General features: G+C 59.2%; 15 protein-coding genes. 11 read left to right on the top strand and 4 right to left on the bottom strand.

From position 1 onward, the window contains the following. The first annotated feature begins 22 nt into the window (after positions 1-22). Positions 23-355 (top strand): hypothetical protein, encoded by a 333-nt coding sequence (locus FHT84_RS03115; protein ID WP_162736996.1) that lies wholly within the window; start codon positions 23-25, stop codon positions 353-355. Between the two features lie 280 nt (positions 356-635). Here the strand turns inward: FHT84_RS03115 and FHT84_RS31335 are convergent, their stop codons facing one another. Next, entirely contained in the window at positions 636-899 is a 264-nt protein-coding gene (locus tag FHT84_RS31335) for a hypothetical protein (RefSeq protein ID WP_112345019.1), read from the bottom strand. Positions 900-1,092: 193 nt separating this feature from the next. Between FHT84_RS31335 and FHT84_RS03110 the strand changes: the two genes are divergently transcribed. From FHT84_RS03110 to ugpC, 6 genes are all read left to right on the top strand, one after another. Continuing rightward, on the top strand, positions 1,093-1,788 hold the full coding sequence (locus tag FHT84_RS03110; protein ID WP_112345219.1) for a FadR/GntR family transcriptional regulator: 696 nt from the start codon (positions 1,093-1,095) through the stop codon (positions 1,786-1,788). Further along, positions 1,785-2,951 (top strand): PLP-dependent transferase, encoded by a 1,167-nt coding sequence (locus FHT84_RS03105; RefSeq protein ID WP_113250246.1) that lies wholly within the window; start codon positions 1,785-1,787, stop codon positions 2,949-2,951. The genes FHT84_RS03110 and FHT84_RS03105 overlap by 4 nt, the downstream gene beginning before the upstream one ends. Before the next feature lie 42 nt (positions 2,952-2,993). Further along, positions 2,994-4,253, top strand: a complete 1,260-nt coding sequence (locus FHT84_RS03100; RefSeq protein WP_112345017.1) for a sugar ABC transporter substrate-binding protein — start codon at positions 2,994-2,996, stop codon at positions 4,251-4,253. A gap of 90 nt (positions 4,254-4,343) precedes the next feature. Further along, the gene (locus FHT84_RS03095) at positions 4,344-5,279 is read left to right on the top strand and encodes a sugar ABC transporter permease (protein WP_112345218.1); all 936 of its coding nucleotides are present in this window, start codon (positions 4,344-4,346) and stop codon (positions 5,277-5,279) included. A 3-nt stretch (positions 5,280-5,282) separates the two neighbouring features. After that, a complete protein-coding gene (locus FHT84_RS03090; protein ID WP_112345016.1) occupies positions 5,283-6,113 on the top strand; it encodes a carbohydrate ABC transporter permease in 831 nt (276 codons plus the stop codon). A 4-nt stretch (positions 6,114-6,117) separates the two neighbouring features. Continuing rightward, positions 6,118-7,176, top strand: a complete 1,059-nt coding sequence (gene ugpC, locus FHT84_RS03085; protein WP_112345015.1) for a sn-glycerol-3-phosphate ABC transporter ATP-binding protein UgpC — start codon at positions 6,118-6,120, stop codon at positions 7,174-7,176. Between the two features lie 181 nt (positions 7,177-7,357). Here the strand turns inward: ugpC and FHT84_RS03080 are convergent, their stop codons facing one another. Next, positions 7,358-8,500, bottom strand: coding sequence for a Xaa-Pro peptidase family protein (locus FHT84_RS03080; RefSeq protein WP_112345014.1), 1,143 nt, complete (start codon positions 8,498-8,500; stop codon positions 7,358-7,360). Between the two features lie 240 nt (positions 8,501-8,740). On the opposite strand from FHT84_RS03080, the gene FHT84_RS03075 reads away from it, so the two are divergent. The 4 genes from FHT84_RS03075 to FHT84_RS03060 all read left to right on the top strand — a co-directional run bounded on the left by FHT84_RS03075 (position 8,741) and on the right by FHT84_RS03060 (position 11,093). Further along, complete coding sequence (locus FHT84_RS03075) at positions 8,741-8,968, top strand: DUF1127 domain-containing protein (RefSeq protein WP_112345013.1); 228 nt, start codon at positions 8,741-8,743, stop codon at positions 8,966-8,968. Positions 8,969-9,037: 69 nt separating this feature from the next. Beyond that, on the top strand, positions 9,038-9,889 hold the full coding sequence (locus FHT84_RS03070; RefSeq protein ID WP_112345012.1) for an AraC family transcriptional regulator: 852 nt from the start codon (positions 9,038-9,040) through the stop codon (positions 9,887-9,889). Between the two features lie 82 nt (positions 9,890-9,971). Beyond that, positions 9,972-10,133 carry a hypothetical protein gene (locus FHT84_RS03065; RefSeq protein ID WP_169643208.1) on the top strand — a complete coding sequence of 54 codons (162 nt, stop codon included), beginning with the start codon at positions 9,972-9,974 and terminating at the stop codon, positions 10,131-10,133. 342 nt (positions 10,134-10,475) lie between these two features. Beyond that, on the top strand, positions 10,476-11,093 hold the full coding sequence (locus tag FHT84_RS03060) for a hypothetical protein (RefSeq protein ID WP_112345010.1): 618 nt from the start codon (positions 10,476-10,478) through the stop codon (positions 11,091-11,093). A 912-nt stretch (positions 11,094-12,005) separates the two neighbouring features. On the opposite strand, the gene FHT84_RS03055 is transcribed toward FHT84_RS03060, so the two are convergent. After that, positions 12,006-13,271 carry an ATP-binding protein gene (locus FHT84_RS03055; protein ID WP_112345009.1) on the bottom strand — a complete coding sequence of 422 codons (1,266 nt, stop codon included), beginning with the start codon at positions 13,269-13,271 and terminating at the stop codon, positions 12,006-12,008. Next, positions 13,268-13,999, bottom strand: a complete 732-nt coding sequence (locus tag FHT84_RS03050) for a response regulator transcription factor (protein ID WP_112345217.1) — start codon at positions 13,997-13,999, stop codon at positions 13,268-13,270. The genes FHT84_RS03055 and FHT84_RS03050 overlap by 4 nt, the downstream gene beginning before the upstream one ends. Between the last annotated feature and the right edge of the window lie 64 nt (positions 14,000-14,063).

The following is a 14,063-nucleotide window of genomic DNA, read 5'->3' as shown; positions in this document are numbered from 1 at the left end:
TAAGCGGCTTTCGGACAACGTCATGCTTCATCGATCGAAGGCCGATCGCGTCGCGATGCGCCTATCGCTTCAATTCGCGCTCGAATTTTTCGATCTGCTGAAGAACCCACGGATCATCGGCGGAATGTTGAGTTACGTCCTGCTGCAGCCGCGTTTGGCGGCGGCGCAGGATCCAGTCGACGAAAGCGCGAAGCAGCCGCATGCCTATATCCAAGCTCATTTCAATATCTGCGAGGCCCGGCCACCAGGCCCGAAAGCCAATCGGAAGCCGAGCCTCGACAACCGCAAGGCGTTGCGGCCATTGCCTTTCTGCCCGCGCGAAAATGAACGCCAGCTGAACAATGTTGCACGGTAAAATGGTTTACACTTATGTTTCTCGTTAGAGGCAAGTACCCTCTTCCGTGAGTTCGACGGCGTTTACTTCAGAGGAATTGCCGGGATTGATTGCCGATATTTTCCACCAGCTTTCAGGTGTGATTCACGAATGAAAAGCTTTTTTACGCAAGCGTACCGTTATCGGCAAAACTGACCTAGCCGGGAGAGAAGACGACCGTTAGACAATGCCGCGTCGCTTCCGATTTCCCCGGAGCGGCACAAGCTTAGCCTCGCCTGTGCGGGGCTTTTTTCTTTTCGGCCTATGCCTTTCTGCGCCGCGGCTCGCCGCCTGGTGCATAGATCGTGTCCTGCTCGAAAGGAAACACCGAGCCGCACCGGCAGCGGACCATATGCTTGCGCGGATCGGTCGATGGCCGCTCCGTGGAAAAGCCGCGCGGCATCTCGTCTATCTTGAAATCGCGGCTCGTCGCCCGACGATCGTCAGTTTCGGAAACTTCGGCGAAGCCGGTGTGATCGCATTTCGCGCATTCCAGCTTTCGTGAATATCGATCTCTTGCGGCCATTCTCTTCCAGCCCGGGACTCACAACACGTTCCTTCTATCAGCGCTATCGGTGCTCTTGAAGGCCGCAAACAACCTTCGTTGCCGCTCGCTTTGCGTCCTTAAAATTTAAGGGCCGGAAAAATGCGCGTGCCAAGAAAAAGAGATTGACCTGATGGCAGATGTCAGACCAATTTATCGACCCATGACCAAACCGATGCTGACACCCCTTCCCTCCATCGACCGGACGCGGCAAGTCATCGACGCGCTGTCGACCTTCATCGAATCGTCGAAGCTGCAGGCGGGCGACAGGCTGCCGACCGAGCGTGAGCTGATGGCCGCGCTTTCGGTGGGGCGTTCGACCATTCGCGAAGTGCTTACCTACTTCCAGGCACTCGGCGTCATGGAGACGCGCAAAGGCAGCGGCACCTATCTGCTGAAGCCGGTTTCGAAAGCGACGATCCATATGCCGCTTTCCTTCAACCCGTCACATCTGCGCGATGCGCTGCTGCAGACGCTGGAGGTCCGCCGCGGCATCGAATGCGAGGCCGGCATGGTGGCTGCAAGGAAGCGCACCGACGAAGACCTCGTCATCATTGAAGAGAAGCTCAACGAGATGGAGCGCGTCCATATGGCCAAGGGCACATCCGGGCCCGAGGATCTGGCTTTCCATCTTGCCGTCTATGACGCCACCCACAATCCGCTGTTCCGGCAGCTTCTCGAACAGATGCGCGAAACTTTCGAGCGATTCTGGGAGCATCCCTTCGATCGGCAGGATTTTGCTCGCCGGTCCTTCCCCTATCACCGCACGCTGTTCAACGCGATCGTCGACCAGGATCCTGAGGCTGCGCGGGCCGAAACACTGAAAATTCTCGACGTCGTCGAGGAAGACATCAAGGAAATGTCCCAATGACCGACGGGCTAGAGCCGTTCGAACTCGCATCCCTCATTACTGCTCACGACGGCGGCAATTTTGCCGAAGCCGTCGTGCCGCCGATCTTCCAGACATCGCTCTTCACCTTCTCGAACTATGACGAGATGATCGCCTCCTATCGCGGCGAAAAGGTGCGTCCGATCTATACGCGCGGCCTCAACCCGACCGTGCGCATGTTCGAGGAGATGCTGGCAAAACTCGAGGGAGCCGAAGATGCGCTCGGCTTTGCCAGCGGCATGGCGGCGATCTCGTCGGCCGTCTTAAGTTTCGTCGAGCCGGGAGACCGCATCGTTGCGGTCAAGCATGTCTATCCCGATGCCTTCCGCCTCTTCGGCACCGTTCTGAAGCGCATGAAGGTCGAAGTCGCCTACGTCGACGGCCGCGATGAGGAAGCCGTCGCGCGAGCGCTTCCCGGCGCCAAGGTCTTCTACATGGAAAGCCCGACCAGCTGGGTCATGGAAGCGCATGATGTCGGCGCTCTGGCCGCCCTTGCAAAGCAGCACGGCGTCGTCTCGATGATCGACAATAGCTGGGCCACGCCCTACTTCCAGCAGCCTTTGAAGCTCGGCGTCGATCTCGTCATCCATTCCGCCTCCAAATATCTCGGTGGGCACAGCGACGTGGTCGCCGGCGTTGTCGCCGGCTCGAAGGAGATGATCGCGCGGCTGAAGGCGGAAGCCTATCCCTATCTCGGCGGCAAGCTTTCGCCCTTCGACGCATGGCTCCTGATCCGCGGCCTGCGCACCCTGCCGATCCGCATGAAGGCGCATGAGGCGGCGGCGATGACGATCGCCAGGCGGCTGCAGGAGCTCGATGTCGTCGAGCAAGTCTGCCACCCGGGCCTGGCCAACCGGCTGCCATCCGGACTGAATGGCACCTCGGGCCTGTTTTCTTTCATCTTCCGCGAGGGCGTCGATATCCGCGCCTTTGCCGATCGCCTCACGCTATTCAAGCTGGGTGTGAGCTGGGGCGGACATGAGAGCCTGATCGTGCCGGGCGAAGTCGTGCTGCAACAGAAGGCGCAGCCAAACTCAGCGCATACTTTTGGCATCAATCCGCGCTCCGTACGTCTCCATATCGGCCTCGAAGGAACCGAGGCCCTGTGGAAGGAACTCGAGGAGGCAATCGCCGCCGCCTCGTGACATCGTCAATCTGAGAGGAAAACCTAAAAAGGGGGAACCGACATGAAAAGACTGATAACAGCAGCACTCTTTACCGCTCTGATGGGCGGCACCGCCTTTGCCGACACGACGCTCAAGCTTGTGGAAGTCATCACCAGCCCCGAGCGCACCGAGACGCTCAAATCGATCGTCGCCAAGTTTGAGGCCGCAAATCCCGGCACCAAGGTCGACATCATCTCCCTGCCCTGGAACGAGGCCTTTCAGAAGTTCGCCACCATGGTTTCGGCCGGCGATACGCCGGACGTGATGGAAATGCCTGATACCTGGCTGTCGCTCTATGGCAATAACGGCATGCTCGAAAGCCTCGAGCCCTACCTCGCCAAGTGGGAGCATACGGGTGAACTGACGCCCCGCGCGCTTCAGCTCGGCCGGGATGTCAAGAACACCGCCTACATGCTGCCCTACGGCTTCTATCTGCGCGCCATGTTCTACAACAAGAAGATCCTGAAGGATGCCGGCGTCGCCGAGCCGCCGAAGACGTTGGACGAGTTCGTCAAGGCATCCGAGGCCATCTCCAAGCTGCCCGGCAAATACGGCTACTGCATGCGCGGAGGTCCGGGCGGTCTCAACGGCTGGATGATCTTTGCCGCCACCATGGCCGGGGACAATAAATACTTTAAGGATGACGGCACGTCGACGATGAACAGCCCGGGCTGGGCGAAGGGCATCGAGTGGATGGTCGATCTCTACAAGAAGGGCTATGCGCCGAAGGACAGCGTCAACTGGGGCTTCAACGAGGTCGTCGCCGGCTTCTATTCCGGCACCTGCGCCTTCCTCGATCAGGATCCTGATGCGCTGATCGCCGTCGCCGAACGCATGAAGAAGGATGATTTCGGCGTAGCGCCGCTGCCGAAGGGGCCGGATGGCAAGTCCTTCCCGACTATCGGTTATGCCGGCTGGTCGATGTTCGCGACGAGCCAGAACAAGGATCTGTCCTGGAAGCTGATCGCGACCCTTGAAGGCAAGGAAGGCAATCTGGAATGGAACAAGAAGATCGGCGCACTTCCAGCCTATACGGCCGCTGAAAAAGACCCATTCTACGCCGGCGATCAGTTCAAGGGCTGGTTCCAGGAGCTGGCCGACAAGGACACCGTTCCCACTGTCATGCCGACCTATCTTGAGGAATTCGCCTTCTTCAAGGATTCGCTGGCGATCAAGACGTCGCAGCAGGCATTGCTCGGCGATATCTCGGCCAAGGATCTGGCCGACCAGTGGGCCGATTACCTGACCAAGGCCCAGCAGAAATTCCTGGCCAAGAAATAGAACGCACATGCGGCGGCGGAGCGATCCGCCGCCATCTCTGCCCAATTGAAACAGACGGCGTTCGAACGCCGCGAATGGGAACTCTTGCAGATGACTTCGATCACCGACACGCTCGACAGGCGTCACGACCGCAGGCCGTGGCTGAAGCGCCTCGCCGACGCCTCGGAACCCTATCTCTACAGTGCCCCTGCCCTCATCCTCATCATCGCCGTGATGCTGGTGCCGCTGGCAATCGGCATATCCTACGCTTTTCGCGATATTCAGCTGCTCAATCCGTTTTCCGGCGGCTTCATCGGCCTGGAACACTTTCGCGATCTCTCCAAGGATAAGGCCTTCTACTGGGCACTGAAGAATACACTTTGGTGGACCGGCGCCTCCGTGGTGTTGCAGTTCATCTTCGGGCTGATCCTGGCACTTCTGTTGGACAAGCCGTTTTTCGGCAGATCGATCGTTCAGGCGCTGGTATTCCTGCCCTGGGCCGTTCCCTCTTTCCTCGCCGGCCTCAACTGGTCCTGGCTGTTCAATCCGGTCATCGGCCCCATCCCCCATTGGCTCTATGCCATGGGTCTGATGAGTGAGCCGGGCAATATCCTGTCCGATCCGAACTATGCGATGTGGGGGCCGATCATCGCCAATGTCTGGTGGGGCATTCCCTTCTTTGCCATCACCCTTCTGGCTGCTCTCCAGGCGATCCCGCGCGATCTTTATGAGGCGGCTTCGATCGATGGCGCTGGTTGGTTCGAGCGCTTTCGCTCGATCACGCTTCCTTTCCTGGCGCCGACCATCGCCATCACGGTCCTCCTGCGAACGGTCTGGATCTCCAATTTCGCCGATCTGATCGTCGTCATGACGGGCGGCGGCCCGGCGGACCGCACGCAGATCGTCGCCAGCTACATCTTCACACAAGCCTTCAAGCGGCTGGATTTCGGCTATGCCTCGGCCATCGCGCTGGTGTTGCTCATACTCCTGCTTGCCTATTCCATGCTGATCATCCTGCTGCGGCAGACACTGCTGAACAAGGATTGAGCCATGAGACGATCCGTCCTTCCCACCATCGCCCATCGTCTGGCCATTCTTTGCTACGTCGCCTTCGCGCTCTTCCCACTCTTCTGGTTGCTGAAAGTGTCGGTGACGCCGAACGATCTGCTTTATACCGAAGGCGTTCGCATGTGGCCGTCGCGCACGACCTGGGAACACTATGCCTTCGTGCTGCAGCACAGCGACTTTCCGACCTTCTTCAAGAACAGTCTGATCGTCTCCGCCTCGACGGCGGTTGCGGTCACCATTTGCGCGTCGCTCTCCGGCTATGCGCTCTCGCGCTTCAAATTCCGTGCCAAATACTGGATCGTGGCGCTGATGCTGCTGACGCAGATGTTTCCGCTGGTCATGCTCGTCGCGCCGATCTTCAAGATTCTGACGCCGCTGCATCTGACCAACAGCCTGACCGGCCTCGTCATCGTCTACACGGCCTTCAACGTGCCTTTCGCCACCTTCCTGATGCAGTCCTTCTTCGACGGCATTCCGAAGGATCTGGAAGAAGCAGCCATGATCGACGGTGCGACGCAGTTCACCGCCTTCCGGCAGATCATCCTGCCTTTGACGCTTCCCGGCATTGCGGCAACGCTCGGCTTTGTCTTCACGGCGGCATGGAGTGAGCTGCTTTTCGCGCTGATGCTCATCAACGGCAATCAGGCAGCGACCTTCCCGGTCGGCCTTCTCACCTTCGTCTCGAAATTCTCGGTGGATTTCGGGCAGATGATGGCAGCGGGCGTCATGGCGCTCATTCCGGCCGCGCTCTTCTTCCTGCTCATCCAACGCTATCTCGTGCAGGGCCTGACGGCCGGCGCGGTCAAGGGTTAGTCATATGGCATCGATCGATATTCAGAACGTCAAGAAAGCCTACGGCCATGTGCAGGTGCTGCACGACATCGACCTTCGGATCAAGGATGGCGAGTTTGTCGTTCTTGTCGGCCCCTCGGGATGCGGCAAATCCACCCTGCTTCGCATGATCGCCGGCCTCGAGGATATCAGTGGCGGCGAAATCCGCATTGCCGACAATCGCGTCAACGAACTTCATCCGAAAGATCGCGATATTGCCATGGTCTTCCAATCCTATGCGCTCTATCCGCACATGAATGTCGCCGGCAATATGAGCTACAGCCTGCGGCTGCGGAAGATGGCGAAGGACAGCATTTCCAAGGCAGTCGCCAGTGCGGCATCCAAGCTCGGTCTCGACCCGCTGCTGGAGCGCCGGCCGAAGGCGCTCTCGGGTGGCCAGCGCCAGCGCGTCGCCATGGGTCGCGCCATCGTGCGCCAGCCGAAAGCCTTCCTCTTCGACGAGCCGCTATCGAATCTCGATGCTCGCCTTCGTGAACAGATGCGAGCCGAAATCAAGAAGTTGCACGGCGATCTTAAAGCGACGTCGATCTATGTGACGCACGACCAGATCGAAGCGATGACACTGGCGGACCGCATCGTTGCGATGCATGGCGGCGTGGTTCAGCAGGTCGGCAGCCCGCTTGAACTTTACGACCGTCCCGCCAACCTCTTCGTCGCCGGCTTCATTGGCTCGCCCGGCATGAATTTTCTCGATGCAATCTACGAGGGAAATGGTGTCAAGCTCAAGGACGGAACAGTCATCCCGCTTTCGGAGCCGTTGAAAATGGCTGATGGCGCGAAGGTGACGCTCGGCATACGGCCCGAGCATGTCGCGCTATCGTCAGATCAGTCCGGCATGTCCGCCAATGTCGAACTCGTCGAACCCACGGGCTTCGGCATCATCCTGCATCTTTCGCTGCATGGCCTGCCGTTCAAGGTATTCACCCTCGATCGTGGCGCATTGAGCGCCGGCCCCCTCGTGAATGTCGTCTTTCCGGCGCAGCATCTGCATGTCTTCCGTGAGGACGGAACAAGGGCGGCATAGGTCTGTCGCTTTGACCGTGTTATCGCGGCGGCTTCGCAGCCTCCACGGCGTTTCCTATACCAACGAGCGGGCAAAGCAGCCCGGGCCAACCATTCCGTTCCAGGGCTGAGAGTGCCGGCGAATGCAGAAAGCCGATATCGGGGCATTGCCCGGCGCTCGAGCGCCGGGCTGGCCTCTGCCATCAGGCGAAAGGCTCGGTCGGCCCCTTGGACGGCTGGGTAAACCAGCGCGGGCCATCCGCCGTCATATAGATATGATCCTCCAGCCGAATGCCGAATTTCTGCGGAAAGACGATCATCGGCTCGTTCGAAAAGCACATGCCGGGCGCAAGCGCCGTCGCATTGCCGCGCACGATGTAAGGTTCCTCATGGATGTCCAGTCCGAGGCCATGGCCTGCGCGGTGCGGCAGGCCCGGCAGCTTATAGTGGGGGCCGAGTGCGTATTTTGCCAGCACAGCCCGTGCCGCATCATCCAGGCTGGAACAGGCAGCACCCAATTTTGCCGCATCGAAAACCGCTTGCTGTGCCTCGCGCTCGATCGCCCAGGCATCTTCGAAGGCGCTATCGCCGGCCTTCAGCTTGTATGTTCGTGTCAGGTCGGAATGATAGCCGTCGATGCGTGCGCCTGTGTCTACCAGGATGACATCATCTTCACCGAGCGTCTGATCGCCGTCCGCACCGTGTGGCAGCGACGTGGCCTCACCGAAGGACACGATGCAGAAGGTCGAGCCACCATGGGCGCCGGCCTCGCGATGCCGCCGGTCGATGAATTCGATCAGGTCCGAGGCGCGGATGCCGGGCTTGAGCACGGCATGAGCCTGCCTGTGCACGTCAAGCGTCAAGTTCATCGCACATTGGATGAGCGCGATTTCCGCGGGAGATTTGATCCGGCGCAGCCCGTTGATGAGCGGTCCGCCATTGGCCAGTCTTTCAGTTCCAAGCTCGGTCGCCAACGCGTTGTAGAAATAGAGCGGCATATTGTCGTCGAGCGTCAAAACGCCTGAATGTCCAAGCGTGCGAGCGATCAATGCCGCACTGCTCTCCTCCTCCTGCCATTCGAGGATTTCGGCGGGCAGATGCGGCAACGTCTCCACGCGGCTGCGCTCGAAGTCGGGAACGATGTAATAGAGCGCGGTCGGCGTGACGAGTGCGCCCAGAAACCGCTCGCTCGCATGCCAGACGAGCCCGGTGAAATATCGCAGGCTTTCCGTCGGCCCGAGCAGCATACCGGCCAGTCCGTGCGTATCGAGAAGCTGACGAAGCCGCGATAGGCGCTGCTGCCGTTCCTCGTCAGTGATCCGGGATACGGGATGTTGCCACGACATTTTCACTCTCCCTGGTAGACTTGGCCTTACGCTGGTTGGCCTCGACACTATCGTCGCTGTGGGCAAGATGTCGACAATGAAAATACTGGCGTTGCCGCCACTATCCACGATTGTTTGTCGCCATCGCCCACATGGGGTTCGTCGCCCTCGGCTGCCCTGTCGATCGCTAAATTATCTGACAGCGCGGAATCCCTCCCAATGGTTCACTGTCTTCATCGAAACAAGCGGTGGAGTATCGCCATGCAAGTCGCAAACATCACAATTTTTTCCGAGCGCAGCCGTGCCGTCCGCAAGGCCCAGCGTATGCCTCTCTCGATCTTCATCGATATAATGCGCTTCGTCGCGCGCAAAATCGCCGAGAGAAGAAATCGCAATGCGCTGCTTGAGCTTTCCGACGACCAGCTGAAGGACATAGGGCTTTCTCGCGGGCAAGCCGGAAGCGATGTTCATATTTACAGCCGCTACTAAAAATATGAAGCGGAACGTGCTAGGCTCAGGCCATGCAACCTGCTGAAGCGGTGGGATGAGGATTTCGGCATGCTACAATTTTCGACAACCGTACTGCTGAAGACGAAAAGCGTCCTCATCCGCGATGTCGTCTGCAATGGTGAATGTCGGCACAAGAGCGATGAAGAATGCGCCCATAAGACAAGCCTCGTCTATACCTATCGCGGGGTCTTCAAGCGTCACGTCGGCCAAAGCGAGGCCGTTTCGGAAGCCAATCAGGTTGTCTTCTTCAATCGTGGCCAGGACTACAGGATCAGCCACCCCATCGAGGGTGGCGATTCCTGTCTCGATCTCATGATCGATGAGGCCCTGCTTCACGAACTCGCGCCAAAGGAACAGATACAATCCGGCGAAGGCGTCGTTTTCCGCCGCCAGCGCCGTCGTATCGATCCGCGAGCGCAAGCGCTTGTGGCGATGCTTCGTCACGGGCTCAGCCGCAATATTGCCGAAAGTCTGGAGGGCGAAACGCTGGCGTTGACGCTGGTGCGCCGTTCGCTTGGCGAGCGCACCTCGCATGAGGCGGGCGCAAGCTTCGGCCGGCAGAAACTCGTCGACCGGGCGAAGCTCGTGCTGACCTCCGATCTCGCCCGGCGGTGGACGCTTGCCGAGATTGCCAAGGAGGTCGGCGTCTCGCCGGTGTACCTCACCCAGGTTTTCCAGCAGGTCGAAGCCATGCCGCTCTATCGCTATCAGTTGCGGTTGCGGCTGGCGCGAGCGCTCGATCTTCTGGGCTCTTACGACGATCTGACCATGCTCGGGCTCGATCTCGGCTTTTCCAGCCACAGCCATTTCAGCGCAGCCTTCAAGCAGACCTACGGGCAGACGCCGGCGGAATTTCAGCGCTCGGCGCAATTGAAGCCGAAGCGCTACGCGGTTCGCTAAAGATTTTGACAGCACCTATCCGGCAATCGATGCTTTCATGATCCTGCCCCGGCAAGGGGAGAAATCGGGAAAGGATCACGACATGAGGAAAACAACATGCGCCGCCTGTGACTGCGAACTTGGCGCAGACACGATCAAGGTCAACCTTGGCGGCAAATCGGTGGAGGTATGCTGCGAGGAATGTGCGGCTGCCTTGAAGGAAGCCGGGCAATCGACGTCAGCGGCTGCAAGTGGCAAGGAATAGCAAAGCTGCCCCGCCGGCCCGGAGCGGCACGTCGATCAAGTCTCAAAAGAGCCGTATCCAAGGGTGCGGCTCTTTTCATGTGTGACGGCCTCGCTGCACCGAGATCCCTACCTTACGAACTGCAGCTGTTTCGCTACTGCATCCGGCCTTGATGCGGTTGCGATGTTCGCTTTGCGCCTGTTGCGTCAAGAAAAGTTGTAATGAATTGTTGCCGCCGCCGCCCTTGGCAAACTTCGTTCGCAACTTTCCTCCGAGAAGAAATATTCGGAAATGTCGGGACCTATTGCGTTCATATGGCCCCGCTAGCCTCAGCATCCGTCAATCGCAATGAAGGCACTGATCATGAGGCAACGATATATCGTCGCAACTTTGTTGATAACGGCTATCGGCGGCATTGCCGCTTCGGCACTCGCCGGCGAGCCGGCCGCCACGCCAGACGCTCAGACCCCACCCATCGCCCAAATGGCATCGCCACCCCCGCCTCCCCTGTTGCCGGAGGGCTGGGGCTTCCCCGGTCCGCATCCCCAAGGCCCGATGATGGCTTTCGGCGGCGACATGCCCATGCCGCCGCGTGGCTTCCCTTATCCGCCGGATCCCGCCCTGGAACTGGCAGGCAGGTTGTCGGCGATGGAAACCTCGATCGGCATTCGCAGCGCTCAGCTTGATGCCTGGCGGGATTACACCAACGCGCTTATGGATTTTCTGGCCTTTCCTAAGCAACACCCCTCCGGGCTGCCGCCCGCGAATGGTGACACCGTGCAGCAGCCCGATCACGATGCGGACCGGTCGAAAGGGCTTCTTGGCGAGCGGATCGCCGAGCGCTTTCTTAATCGTGCCGCCAAGGCCACGGTCCTCAAGGACAAGGCTGCCGCCCTTCGCAACGTTCTGACAGCAGATCAGCTTGCGAAGCTTGCGGATGCCGAACGATCGCTCGTTCCCGGTCCTCATGCATTCCACTGATCGCAACAGAGGTTCGGTCAGGGAAAAGGCCGCTGCCTAGCAAATTCAGACCATGTCCTCTCCACTTCCAATCGATCGAGATCCCCCCGGACGCGTTGTCGGTTGGAAGGAGCGGCCCCTCCGGGGCTGAATGGTCCGGGAGCGCCCCGCCCGGTGCTCCCGGACCTTCGCGTGCAGCATCGCCAATATCGGCGATCGGGCGAAGAAATCCTCCATCGGATGGACGCCCGGCCCGACGCCGACGATCGTCCATAGCAGCCGGCTGAAAGTCGCCGCCGGCGTGTGTATGGCAGTTGGTGTAGGACGCCAGGACAGCCTACAGCAATTCCTCCTTGAAGCCGTGCGGAATTGCCTGCTCGGCGCTGTGTTCAATTATTTCAGATTTAATTTTACTTTGGTCCATTCTGCGGTCCGATTATCTCGCCGCCACCTGTTTTTGCGCGATGAGTCTTATCTTCAGCGACCTGCCCGCTTGGGCAACGTTCGCTGCCCGCCCGCTGTAGCAACACCATCAAAGTGACTGATTATTCGAGATAAAAATCACGGCAGCATTGCCGGAAAGCAATCCGGCTTCGCCATTCGTGTTGGGGGCGTCATGGCGAAGCCGGGTATGCGGGGCGATCAAAGCCTGCTCGAGCCAAGCTGCTGATCGGCTATAATTTTACATAGGTTGAAGCTCGAAACATTTCCGAATGTTGCTGAATCAGGGCATTTTGACGAATTTTAGTGTCTCGGCTTTTCTATTAGAAAAAACGTTATTTAGTAAGTTCTATGATCTTACTGCAAATACTATTGTTCGTAGAATTTCGAAAATTCTACGTAAGTAAATCCTGTTTAAGGAAAACTTCGCGTACGACCTTGGAGCGTGGCCGAATTTGCATGCTGCTGATTTGTTCGGCCTGTTCCGCTTGATCAGCTCGCGGCCTTGGCCTCGGCACTCTTGAACGATACGACTTGCTCCAGCCCCCGCGGCTGGCGGTTTCGAACGGTGATTTCGCCCTCGAATCGTGTGACGATTTCACGCGCAATGGCCATGCCGAGGCCGGCGCCGGGGAAGGATCTCTGCCTTGCGATGTCGATTCGGAAAAAGGGCTCGAACACCTGATCCAGTCGATCCTCGGGGATGCCGGGACCCGTATCGATAATCCTCACGACGGCCCGGTTGCCAAGGTGCGTGACCGTTACCGTCGCTGACTGGCCATGCGTTGCGGCGTTGATGAGCAGGTTGCGCAAGGCGCGGGTAACGGCCAGCGGCCCCGCGCAGATCGTCGCCTGCTCCAGATCGCCGCTCGCGACGTTCATATCGATCGCCCTCAGTTCCGTGACGATACCGTCGACAATCCTGTCGAGCCGGACCCGCTCCAAGCTGTCCTTGGAAATCTCTTCGCGAACGAGGCCGATGGCGCTGTCTGCGATCCTGTCGAGTTCCTCCAGATCGGCAAACCATTTGCGCCGTTCCTCGTCATCCTGGATGAATTCGGCGCGCAGTCGCATGCGGGTCATCGGGGTTCGCAGATCATGGCCGGCAGCGGCAACGAGCCGCATCCGGCTTTCCGTGGCCGCCTTCACCCTGGCCGAAAGGCCGTTGAGCGCTTGTGCGGTGGCGCGAATTTCACCCGGGCCGCTTTCCGGTATGTGCGGCAGCGTGCCGTCCGGATTGACTGCCGCCACCGCCTGCTCCAGCAGGCGCAGCGGTTTCATGATCTTCGAAGCGGCGAAGATGGAAACGAGTACGCTGCCGATGATGATAAGGCCAAGCCAACCGACAAGGATTTTCCAGCCATCCGGAGGCGGGCCGTGCGGCGTCATCGGCATGACCAGCCATTTGCCGTCGGAGAGCTTCAGCGACGCGATCAACTCGCCTGTCGACTGGTGCGATATGATTGCGTCGCGCATGCCGGAAATGCGAAGCAGCGCCTCCATGAGAAAGCGGGAGAGTTCTTCGTCGGGCGGGCCGCTGGGCGGCATGGGAGCGATGATCAATCCTGCCGATTCCGCCAAGGCTCGATCCTTCTCCGCGAAGGTCGCGAGAATGGCGAGCTGCCGGGCCGTCCGATCGATCGTCATGTCCGGTCGTGGCCCCCGCATGACGAGGCTTGCCACGAAGGAGGAGGAAATGACGACCAGGACGATGGCTGTCAGCAGGAGTAGCGCCAGGCGCGCACCAAGTGACCTCATGAATCGCCTTTGATAGCCGTTACCGGGACAACGAGTTGATAGCCGCCGTTGCGGATCGTTCTGAAAATGGGATCTTCCGTCGTTTCTCCCAGCTTGCGGCGCAACCGGCTCATCAGGACATCGATCGAGCGGTCGGCAGGGTCGCGATCACGCCCCTGCGTCAAGTCGAGCAGCTGATCACGCGACAGCAGCCGGCCGGCGCGCTCGAGAAACGCCTTGAGAAGATCGAATTCGGCACCCGTTAGCGCAATGACCTCGCCATTATTCCGGCTCACCCGACGAAGTTGCGGATCGAGCGTCATATCCGCGAACTGATAGCGCCTTTGCTCGGGCTCTGCCGAAGGGTCCTCGTTCGTACGACGCAGCACGGCACGAATGCGCGCAGCCAGTTCGCGCGGATTGAACGGTTTGCCGAGATAATCATCGGCACCGATCTCAAGACCGAGGATGCGATCTATGTCCTCCTTCAAGGCGGTCAGCAATATGACGGGAATCCTTGGGCGGCGGTTTCGCAGATCACGGCAGAGATCGAGACCGGATCCATCGGGAAGCATCACATCCAGCACGATCAGGTCGGGCTGGCGGCGGTTCAGCGCGTCGTTGCATCCGCGAAGGTCGCTTGCCGTCGAGACGCGGAATCCCTGTTCCTCGAGATATCGGCTCAGGAGCGAACGTATCTCATGGTCATCATCCACGATCAGAATATCCGGCGGTGCGCTGGCGTTCATGGGCTTCATTCCGTTTTCTCAACCCTTATACAAACTATCAATTCGCTGAAAAGAAGGGTTTTAC

The sequence above is a fragment of the Rhizobium sp. BK289 genome, assembly GCF_014193575.1.
Classification (GTDB): Bacteria; Pseudomonadota; Alphaproteobacteria; order Rhizobiales; family Rhizobiaceae; genus Rhizobium; species Rhizobium tropici_C.
Note: the sequence above shows the minus strand (reverse complement) of the source record. Positions and strands in the feature narration are given on the sequence as shown.

Bases quoted from the DNA above. Each gene is read 5' to 3' on its own strand.
- FHT84_RS03115 (WP_162736996.1), top strand. From the start codon at position 23: ATGCTTCATCGATCGAAGGCCGATCGCGTCGCGATGCGCCTATCGCTT.
- FHT84_RS31335 (WP_112345019.1), bottom strand. From the start codon at position 899: ATGGCCGCAAGAGATCGATATTCACGAAAGCTGGAATGCGCGAAATGC.
- FHT84_RS03110 (WP_112345219.1), top strand. From the start codon at position 1,093: ATGCTGACACCCCTTCCCTCCATCGACCGGACGCGGCAAGTCATCGAC.
- FHT84_RS03105 (WP_113250246.1), top strand. From the start codon at position 1,785: ATGACCGACGGGCTAGAGCCGTTCGAACTCGCATCCCTCATTACTGCT.
- FHT84_RS03100 (WP_112345017.1), top strand. From the start codon at position 2,994: ATGAAAAGACTGATAACAGCAGCACTCTTTACCGCTCTGATGGGCGGC.
- FHT84_RS03095 (WP_112345218.1), top strand. From the start codon at position 4,344: ATGACTTCGATCACCGACACGCTCGACAGGCGTCACGACCGCAGGCCG.
- FHT84_RS03090 (WP_112345016.1), top strand. From the start codon at position 5,283: ATGAGACGATCCGTCCTTCCCACCATCGCCCATCGTCTGGCCATTCTT.
- ugpC (WP_112345015.1), top strand. From the start codon at position 6,118: ATGGCATCGATCGATATTCAGAACGTCAAGAAAGCCTACGGCCATGTG.
- FHT84_RS03080 (WP_112345014.1), bottom strand. From the start codon at position 8,500: ATGTCGTGGCAACATCCCGTATCCCGGATCACTGACGAGGAACGGCAG.
- FHT84_RS03075 (WP_112345013.1), top strand. From the start codon at position 8,741: ATGCAAGTCGCAAACATCACAATTTTTTCCGAGCGCAGCCGTGCCGTC.
- FHT84_RS03070 (WP_112345012.1), top strand. From the start codon at position 9,038: ATGCTACAATTTTCGACAACCGTACTGCTGAAGACGAAAAGCGTCCTC.
- FHT84_RS03065 (WP_169643208.1), top strand. From the start codon at position 9,972: ATGAGGAAAACAACATGCGCCGCCTGTGACTGCGAACTTGGCGCAGAC.
- FHT84_RS03060 (WP_112345010.1), top strand. From the start codon at position 10,476: ATGAGGCAACGATATATCGTCGCAACTTTGTTGATAACGGCTATCGGC.
- FHT84_RS03055 (WP_112345009.1), bottom strand. From the start codon at position 13,271: ATGAGGTCACTTGGTGCGCGCCTGGCGCTACTCCTGCTGACAGCCATC.
- FHT84_RS03050 (WP_112345217.1), bottom strand. From the start codon at position 13,999: ATGAACGCCAGCGCACCGCCGGATATTCTGATCGTGGATGATGACCAT.